Source organism: Serratia odorifera, assembly GCF_041448735.1.
GTDB lineage: Bacteria > Pseudomonadota > Gammaproteobacteria > Enterobacterales > Enterobacteriaceae > Serratia_F > Serratia_F odorifera.
Genome location: NZ_JBGMUT010000019.1, coordinates 26,034 through 36,091, shown reverse-complemented (window position 1 = coordinate 36,091; position 10,058 = coordinate 26,034). Strand labels below are relative to the sequence as shown.

Annotated in this window: 3 protein-coding genes and 4 pseudogenes; 3 read left to right on the top strand and 4 right to left on the bottom strand. The window is 45.6% G+C overall.

Translation table 11 applies throughout. The features are described 5' to 3' along the window. Positions 1-273: 273 nt before the first annotated feature. A complete protein-coding gene (locus tag ACCC84_RS22855; protein ID WP_371902388.1) occupies positions 274-1,032 on the top strand; it encodes a helix-turn-helix transcriptional regulator in 759 nt (252 codons plus the stop codon). Between the two features lie 150 nt (positions 1,033-1,182). Here ACCC84_RS22855 and ACCC84_RS22850 read toward each other — a convergent pair. Continuing rightward, positions 1,183-1,833 (bottom strand): annotated as a pseudogene (locus ACCC84_RS22850) (transposase); the annotation flags it as partial. A 281-nt stretch (positions 1,834-2,114) separates the two neighbouring features. Between ACCC84_RS22850 and ACCC84_RS22845 the strand changes: the two are divergent. Next, a complete protein-coding gene (locus ACCC84_RS22845; protein WP_371902386.1) occupies positions 2,115-2,993 on the top strand; it encodes a GNAT family N-acetyltransferase in 879 nt (292 codons plus the stop codon). A 220-nt stretch (positions 2,994-3,213) separates the two neighbouring features. Here the strand turns inward: ACCC84_RS22845 and ACCC84_RS22840 are convergent. The 3 genes and pseudogenes from ACCC84_RS22840 to ACCC84_RS22830 form a co-directional block, all read right to left on the bottom strand. After that, a pseudogene (locus ACCC84_RS22840) lies at positions 3,214-3,449 on the bottom strand (integrase core domain-containing protein); the annotation flags it as partial. A 108-nt stretch (positions 3,450-3,557) separates the two neighbouring features. Then, positions 3,558-3,778: pseudogene (locus ACCC84_RS22835) on the bottom strand (IS21 family transposase); the annotation flags it as partial. A 15-nt stretch (positions 3,779-3,793) separates the two neighbouring features. Further along, positions 3,794-8,659 (bottom strand): hypothetical protein, encoded by a 4,866-nt coding sequence (locus ACCC84_RS22830; RefSeq protein WP_371902385.1) that lies wholly within the window; start codon positions 8,657-8,659, stop codon positions 3,794-3,796. A gap of 744 nt (positions 8,660-9,403) precedes the next feature. Here ACCC84_RS22830 and ACCC84_RS22825 point away from each other — a divergent pair. Then, positions 9,404-9,914 (top strand): annotated as a pseudogene (locus ACCC84_RS22825) (IS6 family transposase); the annotation flags it as partial. Positions 9,915-10,058 lie beyond the last annotated feature (144 nt).

Below are 10,058 nucleotides of genomic sequence, written 5' to 3'. Positions count from 1 at the left end.
GTTTCCGCCTGTTTCAGGGCAAATGCGATCTGTTCTTCGGTATAACGTGTCTTTTTCATGTCAGATGACCTCTTTTTTCAGGAGAAGAAAGGCCGAAAACTCTACTTTACGCCGGTACTGAACAAAGGGAAGAGATCAGAGATCAATTTAAACTGGCTGTGTTTATTCGGCGTTACAGCTCTATCAGATAGCATTGAAAAGTGTCTGAGTTCAGTGTACCTGATGGCTGGAGCGTATCGTGAAAGAAAAAACATGTTTTGAGAATGAGCGGTGGTGCAGCAGAAGGCGCGTGTGGCTGTGTATGGTCGCGTTCTGCGTCCTGTTTTGGTGGGTTGTATTTTCTATCGTTGGATATATTTCGTCTCTTTAATGGTTGCCGTGATGAGCTCAGTGAACGGTCAGGTTCGACATGTCACGCCATGTCATGATGGAAAAGAGGATGCCATGGAAACACAGCGACAGTTGTGTGTTTCGATTATTGGGGATTCACCTTTTGGGGTTGTTGGATTAAAAGCGATACTCAGTTCAATGGGGGTCAATGTACGCACGACGTATGACTGCCTTGAGGCGTTGTGCGAGTGTGAGTCCGGGGATGATGCGCTCATCATCGATATTTATTTTGCTGATGAAACGCAGATTTTTCGCGATGCTCAAAAAAGGAAAGGTCAAATAGGTGGGCGATTTGTCATCTTTAGCGATGAGGTATGGACCAGTTGCGGCTGCATGACCTTTATTCAGCGAAGTGTTCAATGCGACACCATGAAAAAACATTTACATCATGGAATTGTCGGTGACAAAAAGACGCAACCTTTACCACTGCTTCCGCCGAAGTTCGACCAACGCCACATTAGTCTTAGTCACGCGGAAAGTTTTGTTTTGAGTGAGTGGCTTCGTGGGCGAACGATCACGGATATTGGGCGATTAAGTCATCGCAGCACGCAAACCATTAGTACGCACAAGCGAAATGCAATGAAAAAACTCATGGTAAAAAATAACACGGAATTGTATTGGGCGTTATTAAAAAAGAAATAGGCGCTGTCCATGGTTAGGAATCTGGATCCCTTTTTTTGAGAGTGACTAACCATAAACGGCAGCGCGCTGCATCCTCTGATGGTGCGACATCGCAATGGTTTAAGTATGAAAATACCTATTTTGATTGGTTTTTAATCTAAAGCCTGTTTTTCAGGCGCACTTATCCAGCAACGGGGTCTGAAGCCATCGTTTTTTCGCCATCCGCTGCAGCCTGTCAGAGAGCATTTTTGTGGCGTGCTCCCCCGCTACGGCGCCGGTAAAACGCAGCCGGCCTTTGCAGAGGATGCACTGGTACGGATCTGTGCCCAGGAAGCCCTTCATCAGCACCGCGAACCCGGGCCGTTTCGGTTTTTCCCGTACCATCATCTCCAGCGCGTCGTAGACCTTCGGCAGCAGCGCGCCCCGTTTGCGATTGGCCAAAAAACCGTAATAGCGCACCATCTTAAAATGCCGGGACGGGATATGGCTGACGTAACGCTGCAACATCTCCTCCTGGCTGATCTTCTGGCGTTTGTGCTGCTGCGTTCGGTGAACGTAATACTGATGGACCACGGCGCCGCCGCGATAATGCCGGAGCTGGGAAGCCGCCACTGGCGGGCGCTTCAGATAACGGCCGAGGTATTTCACGCTGCGCCAGGCGCCACGGGTCTTTTTGGCGAAGTGCACTTTCCAGGCGCGGCGGTACTGGGCATGCAGGTAGCGGTGCCACCGATCCTCGTTACGGATATGGCCCAGGCCCGGCAGGGCGCCGGGATTGATGCGGGTGTAGTTGTCCCGCAGCAGATAGACGACGGCAAAGCGTAATAATTCTTTCAGACTCCACAGGTTTTTGTGGCGGACTGATCCCAAACGAATTTTAGCGGCGGTGCAGTGAACCGTCTGTCCCTATAAGCACGTGCGTGGCCATGAGTAAAGGGTGAGTTGTCTGAAGCCGCCTACTCTGGCAACGACAGCATCAGGGGATGCCGTTTATCAAAAAACGTAATCTTCACTGACTGACGTTACACTAATGTTACAATACCTTTTTTGGTTCACGCTAATACGCGATGAACCTTTTTTTCTTCCCATGACAGCAGGACATTATGACGAAGAGTACCAGCGGTTGGAAGTCGTCGGATTTCAATACTTATAAAGAGGTGTATTCCAGATTTGGGGGAAGCGTGTGCTCACATCCTGATGTCATTCACTTTCTCCGTGAGAGGGGTGTAACTATGGAATTTCATGTGTACACAAAAAAGGAGGAGATCATATGCGCGACGTATGCCTCAGGTAAGCACCTTTATGTCGACAGTACGCCATACCCTTTTGTTTTTGATGACATCATTATTCCTTACAAAAAGAATGGAGGAAGAATTGTACTGCCATTTCGAACCAAACAGCTTTCTCCCTATCATGATGGGGATTTTTATAATTGCATTTACTGGAAGGGGTTAAAGAGGAAAACTTGTGTGGTAAAGCACGAGTTTTCTCATTCGACGCATAAAAAACGGCGTCAAGCATATCAAAAATTTATTCAGGCAGGTGGGGAGTGTCGGTCTGTGGAGGCTTTTTCTAATGATGAACTTTGTGATATTTACCGAACATTGTTCACACAACGCTGGGGGGAGTCATTACCTTGTTTTTCAAAGGAGGCCTTGTCCGCCGTTTTTGGTGCGCTTCGGCATATGGTGTTTGGACATGTTTTGATGATGAATGGGCAGCCTTGTGCGTACGATTTGGTGTTTAAAGCGGAGTGCAGAGAATGGGTTTTCTTCGATTGCATTAATGGCGGGTACGATCCGGCTTATGCGGACCTGAGCGTCGGCAGCATTCTCATGTATATGAACATTCAGCGAGCAAGAGATCTTTGTCAGAACGCCAATATCAGGATGGCCTTTTCTTTGGGGATGGATAATCCCAGATGGGAATACAAAAAACAATGGTGCAACACCTTTACGTTAGGGCGATCTCTAACGTTGTAAGGGGGGGCTTCTAACCATCAACCATTTTAATTGATGGGGTAAAACAGGAAGCACAAACCGAAAAAATTTCATCGCATTTTGGCGTAAACCAATAGAAAACGGCAGTAAGAACGTTTAGGTTTATATTCGACATGTGATATCTTGTCTCAATATAAAAAAGGTGCAATTATTAATGTGATTACACAATCACAACATCTTTTCCTTTTTTAAAATGTGTGATTCATAGACATCGTTTCAATTTTCTCAGCTCAAGTTCAAGCTTGTAATTCTGTTCCTGTATATGCTCTTCATGGGCTGATAGTTTTCGTGAACGGCATCGGAGTATGGCGTTTTCTCAGCAAGTTCAAAGTAGCGCTCCATTGGAGTTTTACCGTTGTGAGCGCTATGAGGACGTTCCCAGTTGTAGTAATGCTGCCATTCTGCCAACAGCTCCTTCAGGTTATCAGCAGAGAGATCTGATCCCTTCCCAATATCGGTGCCAGGATAAATCAGAGATCCGGGCCAGTTTGCAGGCTTCGGAGTTTACTCACTTAGTCGCGTGTCCACTATTGCTGGGTAAGATCAATCGACCAGAACGGTTTTCACTCCGCCACCGAAGTAGCGCAAGGCCCGCACCAGAGACTCATATGTGTGCTCCGCGTCCTGGCTCGGCACCGCAAAGACGTGGAGGCGACGTGAGTAGCCCAGAGTGTTCACGGCAAAGTTGATTTCGCCGCGCTCACCGGCCACTTCCGCGTCGATTTCCCCCAGTAATGCTGCAACTGGTAACCCGGCTGGGACTTGAATGACCAAAGATATCGTCATTCATAGTCATCTTCGGCAGTTTTCGGCTGGGGCAGTAAGGGCGGAATTTCGAATATGGTCCCTTCGGGAAGGGGCTGATTTTCAGCATCTGTCATGTTTTTAGGAATATTATGTTTATTTAGCAAGTAGAATTTTTGCGTATCTGCGTAACAGTTTTGGTCCTTATAATTCCTCATTACATCATAATAAGACTGTCCCGCTTGAGTTCTGTAGGAATACTGTACTGGTTTTGGGGCAGGTTGTTGTTCCTCTGTAACCGGTTCCGTCGTTTCAGTGTTTGAAGGACGTCGAAAGATTAAGTTCACCTTACTCATATCACCTATCTGTATTGAATTGGTATGAGGTTGATGGGCATTCCCTTCGCGAGCTATGCTGCTTGTTGAAGCTGAAGAGGGTTGTACATGTTCAGAAACAGGAGCCAGATGAGGCTTTTTGTACCAATCTGTTGATTGTAGTAGTACTCCACCAGGTACGGTTTTCTTGGCATCAATGTAGGGGGAGTTTGAACTAAAAGGAGAGGTGCTAACACCTCCATTGAGTGGTGATATTTTAACCAAAACCCTAGGGTAATCTGCCATTGCTTGCTGCCATTGATAAGTCCAGTCATTTTTTGTAGTAACAATGGGGCCATTTAAACCATATTTTGAAAATTGGCCAGCTGTCAAATCAACAACAATATCTATACCATCTTTTTTCGCCATAACGACATAATGATTAGTAGGCGCACCATCTCTTGCAGCGTAAATCCAAATGCCAAGCTCTACTACCTTGACGTCTGTATAATCAAGATGTCTCAATGCTTCAGACATTTTTACCGCAGCATTTGCACAATTTTCATTCGGTTTTTTTATATATTCATTAAACTCAGAACCAGTATATCCCCTTATTTTTTCTAATGTATTTTTAGATAAATCTCGTTCATCCGCAGTTAAATCATGATGAGCAGATGTTTCAATAATAGGCTCACTCACGCTCGCCCCCTCAATATTACCATGTGTTCGCAATTCCATATTCATCCCGTCACCAATTTCTGTAGAACCCACTCTGAATGTGCGCGCTTGCATTGTTGAACTTAGAGAAGATTCTGGGGTATTATTGTGGATAGCCTCAAGCTTCTCCAGCGATGCCATTTCCCCGAGCTTTAGCTCGGATGACATATTCTTTGTCGTATCATATGCATCTTTAAGGCTCATACCACTAGCCAAAAATGCTTGGTAAATAGCAAGTGGTTCACCCGTGTCTACGGCTGTCTTAATGCTTCTGCCCAGTTCAGCCAGATCAAGTGTTTTTTCTCCAATTCGCAAGAAGTATTTCACTCCTTTTTCCCCAACCTTGCTAAATTTTCCGACACGAGCTGCAATTTTGCCACCGGGAAAGCAACTCATAACCAAACCTGCCGTATCTAATGGGTCTGGAGTTTTGTTTTCTACCAAATCAGCTGTAATCCCAGCTACGGATTGCCCTACATTGAGGACAATACCGGCGGGGCTGAAAGAAACGAACGTTCCCACTGTGGAATCAACCCAAGACCCGATATATTCCGCCTTTTTTATTTTCTCATCTGTGTCTTGTATAGAATTATTATTTATGCTGCTCACCACTAGCTGCACTTGTCCTCCCAATGTTGAAAACGGATTTGCAACAGATCTCAGGTATTGGGAAACCCTCAGCGACGCCCATTTATACCTCATTGAATAAGATGTTGGAGAAGCACTGATGTCTGGTGTTGGTAATTTAGAGCCGGAGATTGCTTTTTCCACAACATACTTGTTGTGATTAATGTTGGGTTGATTAACATATTTTTCTTTGGCACTATCAGCAAGATTCTCTGAAAGATCGTAAATATTCATTGATTTGTTGTTTACTTTATTGAATTTATCCTTGAAATTTTTACCTGTACTTTTTGTTGCTTCCCATAATATCCCACTCCCATCTAGATAAGTAGATTCAAAGCCCACACCTAGGCCAGCAAACACTTTTATATTATTATTGTTAAAATTAGAAGCCAGGCTCATAGGGATATCACCGGGTTTATCAATATAGATGTAAGATTTTTTTTCAGCATTCAAATTAACAAGAAGCCCTTTCTTAGAACCAAGGGTGTCAGGTATAAAGAAAGTATTAGCCAATTTGAATCCATCTATATCAACCGGGGTAACAACTGGCATCCCAATTTTTGCTTTATGCGCATTTTGACGAGCATGTAGGGGGATTGAATTATCACTTCCTATTTTATTCAATGTGTCATTTACGGCATGCAGATAAGTGATTTTCTTTTCTGACTCTGAAAGGTTTATGTACGGTTCATCAGAAGTTTTTTTATCTAATGTAACATAACGAGACGGAGGGGTTACATTAGAAGACAGAGAACTATTGCTTCGTTGAGAATTATTCCGCCTGTTGGCTATTTTTCGTAATCTTTCTAGTTCACCTTTCCTTTTATTAGCTAGATTAGCAAACCGTTTTCCCCTGTTTTTTGGTTTATTTTCATCACTATCATACTGCGTAGTATGCGCATCCATGCCGCTGAAATCCGCAATATTATTTTTGCCTACACCTTCCTGCACTATCTCACCGTTATCAGAAGCCATTACTATGTCGCTTTTATTAGACTCTCTCCCCAAAGCAGCCCCCGCCAGCTTATTCGCCCCCCCCAGCCCCCCAGCTATCGGCATAACCGTTATTCCCTCCGTCAGCGCTTTTTTAAACGTATCCCCAATCCCTGCCCGATACAGTGCCCAAAGGGCCAACACCCCTGAAATGCCTGTTGTTGCCACTCTCGGTAACGCAAATTTCAACATCCTGAACGCCTGCCTGAATGCATTTCGCTGCGCCATTTTCCGATAGCTGCCCCACGAGAAAGCATCCCCCGGCTCCACCGCCCGCGACAGTTTGCGGTAATCGTTCCAGAAAGATATAGGGCTGAGCAGCACCTTCACGACCCCCAGGTTCGGGAGCAGTACATTGCGCGGCTTGGTCACAAACAGTCGACCGACATTCCCGCTAACGCCAGCAAAAACGGTCCGCCCAACCAGGCTCTTTTGCCCGAGTTTAATCAGTTGGGTGTCCACATTATCCTGCTCATCGACGATTTCTTGCACGGTTTTACTGCGCTGTAACGTCCCGGCTATCGCCTCGCGATACGCCCAGGTTGCCCTAACCGCCATCTGTTTACCCCGTGGAGAACGCGTTTTACGAAAATCACCCGCTACCTGTGTCCAGATGACTTCCTCAACGGCCGCGTCAAACTGAGCCATGGATGCCGGTGTATTGTTCTCCAGCAGCACTTCTCGCCGAGCGTAAAAATAGCGCCCAATATCTCGTGCAATGCGCCAGTCGACTGAAAACTCATCAAAAGGTTTCAGGGTGGCCTTCATTACCCTTTGTTTCAGCCGATTCTGAGCGTTCGTAACTTTACCCAGCGCCTCAATCAATTCCCCGTGTTTATTTTCCGGGAAGATCGGCTCTTCCTCTTCGGGCATTGGTGAAAGCAGGTTTTCCAATAGGCTATCCAACTGGGCCGCAGCCTGCCAGAAAACGTCCATTTCTTTTTTCATCCCTTCTAAAAATGGCACAATTTTCTCTGCCTGTCCCGAATACATCTCCTTGAGGACACTGGCTTCCTTTTCCTCAAGCATTCTCTCCAACAACTCCACCCTATCAATCGCTGCTTGTCTCTGCTGGCGTAGCGCCACTCTCTGTTCCACCTCTTCCTGTGATGTGGCCGCCAGCGCCTGAGCATGTTTCAGATACGCAGACATGGCGAAATGTATCTGCTCGACCAGCAGCTTCAGTGATTCACGGAACTCGGCCGCCTCATCAGACGCCTGCAGAAATTTTTCCTGGGTGCCGTACAATGTCTGGCTTTTCGTATTTTTCACTGCCCAACCCATTCTTGCCGTCAGGCTATTCAAGGATGGGCGCACCGTCTTCCCTTTATTCCATAATGATGTTCCGGCCCGCTTTGACAGTTTACCCACCTGGCGTATCGTTCCCTGCCACTCTTGCTTATTGGTTGGAAGTTTTTTAAGTCCTTTCACCGTACCAGAACCGACGGCCTTCGCCATATCTACCGCACGAGGGGGAATGGTCTGCACCTTTTCCGTGAACGACTTATCCGGTGTCAGCTTCTTTTTAACCATTTTCACTTTACCCTCACCCAGTAGGTTCAGACGTGTGTACAAACGATATACATCCTCCTTGAAGGTAGGCCAGGGCATTTCTTTATCAGGTATCCGGAGATCAAGCTCCAAGGCCGCAAGCCGGGCCTGTTTAATCGCCCCCCTTGTTGCTTTCAGGTTGGCCGTCACCTCAGCAATATCCTCCTCTGTTGGCGCGTCGTCCCTCAAGGCAACGCGATCCTCCCACGCAGCCAACAGAGCGTATCCCAGTGGCAGGTGCAGCGCAGCCATCATGACGACATCCGTTGCCTGACGCGACAGGTCGATAGTCCGACGCATTACCTTCTTCTGTTCTCCATTCAGGGCCTTAACATCCATTTTCTCAACGTTCTCTATCATACCCATCAGAGCATTGGCCGTGCTGGTGATAGACCAGTCACTAAACTCAGGTATCCCCTTGAGTTCTTCGATAAAGTCTTCCAGCAGCACCTTATCCACCCGCAACTCGTCTATGTTATAGCCATGTTTGCGAAACTCCTGGAGTTCAACAAATTTATCTGCTTTGTACCCTGTCAGTAATCTCTGCTGTAGCCCATTCAGATTAGGTTCTACCCCACTGCCACTGGCTTGTGTGAAAAAGAATGGTTCATAATTCATGCCCGTATCGTCGTCATTTATTTCTTCGAAATCTTCTTCCTGACTGGCTAACGGGGCTTTTTTGTTCTGATATTCATAACACATGATGAATCTCCAGAAAAAGGTCGATATGCAGAGATGGCAAGTAAATTCTATGTAAGAAAACGATTTAAACAATAAACCACCACAGCTGCTGGGGGCGTCAACTGGGTATATTGTAGTGGCACTCTGATACTGACCACCTGATCGGAGGTGATATTCTCACCTCACCAACCAAAACATTACGTTCCTCGCTGAAAAGTGCATGTGCAGTTATACTGTAGATTCCTGCCAGAAATTTTGCTCATGTGTATCTCCCACTTAAAAACAGGATTTATTGTTGTATTAATAATAAAACTCAAATCAGCTTTCCTTTCCTTAAAATTAACACCCAGGACTGGCTGATAGATTACATTAACAAAACAATCATTGGCATGGTTATTATAAGTAATCATAGCGCTTTCATGTATTTTATTAAGCCATCACTTAAATCCAGTTATGCCGATGGTTAGATTAGTTTTACCCCCCCCCCCCCCACGATTAATTATGAATAATTTATTGTTTGGCACGATAATTAAAAAGTAAATATGACATTAAACTTCACTGACTTCCTCGCAATTATTTATAACAATATTAAATCCAGGATCCAATTTATCAAATTTCATTTGACTTTTGATGTCTTCAATAGGAGCGAGAGAAAGGAATCTCACTTCAAAATAATTTTTAATTTTAACTGTTACACCATCACCCTCTTTTATAGGTTATGTCGCATTAAGGCGTTTTTAGGTAACATGTTTTTTGTGATACTACCTGCCCACTTCTTTGATCCGAAATGCCTTCTGTCGCCTGCATTATCCTGTTAATATTATACTCAGTGTGTCCTTTGGTATCTGGCTTATGCCCTAAATCTGCGCAATATAGAAGAGATAATGGTGCGCGTCATTCCAGGCTTCACCGCAGAGTCATCCGCCTGGTGCTATTACTGGATAAGACCTTTCGTCGATACAAGCGCATGGTAGGTCGGCAGGGGCGAATAGACGAGACATATATCAAAATAAGAGGCCGGTGGAAATATCTGTATCGCGCAGTGGATGCCGCAGGTCAAACTATCGACTTTCTGCTGACCGCCAAACGGGACGTTGCCGCCGCATTACGCTTCTTTCGCAAGGCTATTCGTCATCATGGCGCTATCGATAAAAGTGGTGCCAACGCCGCGGCGCTGGACACGCTCAACGCCGATAAACCCGATGATAAAACAATTACCGTCAGGCAAAGTAAACACCTGAACAACCTAGTTGAGCAGGATCACCGCAACATCAAATGTTACCAACGGTGCAAAACTGATCCACCCCATCGGTTGAAAATTGATCCAGGGGTTAATCTGCTCCTCTGAATACAGAGGAGCTTATGATCACTTTTGAAATTCGTATGGAAATTAAAGACCTGCACAAGCGTAACACCGATC

Coding starts and splice junctions, on each gene's coding strand:
- ACCC84_RS22845 (WP_371902386.1), top strand. CDS start 2,115: ATGACGAAGAGTACCAGCGGTTGGAAGTCGTCGGATTTCAATACTTAT.
- ACCC84_RS22830 (WP_371902385.1), bottom strand. CDS start 8,659: ATGTGTTATGAATATCAGAACAAAAAAGCCCCGTTAGCCAGTCAGGAA.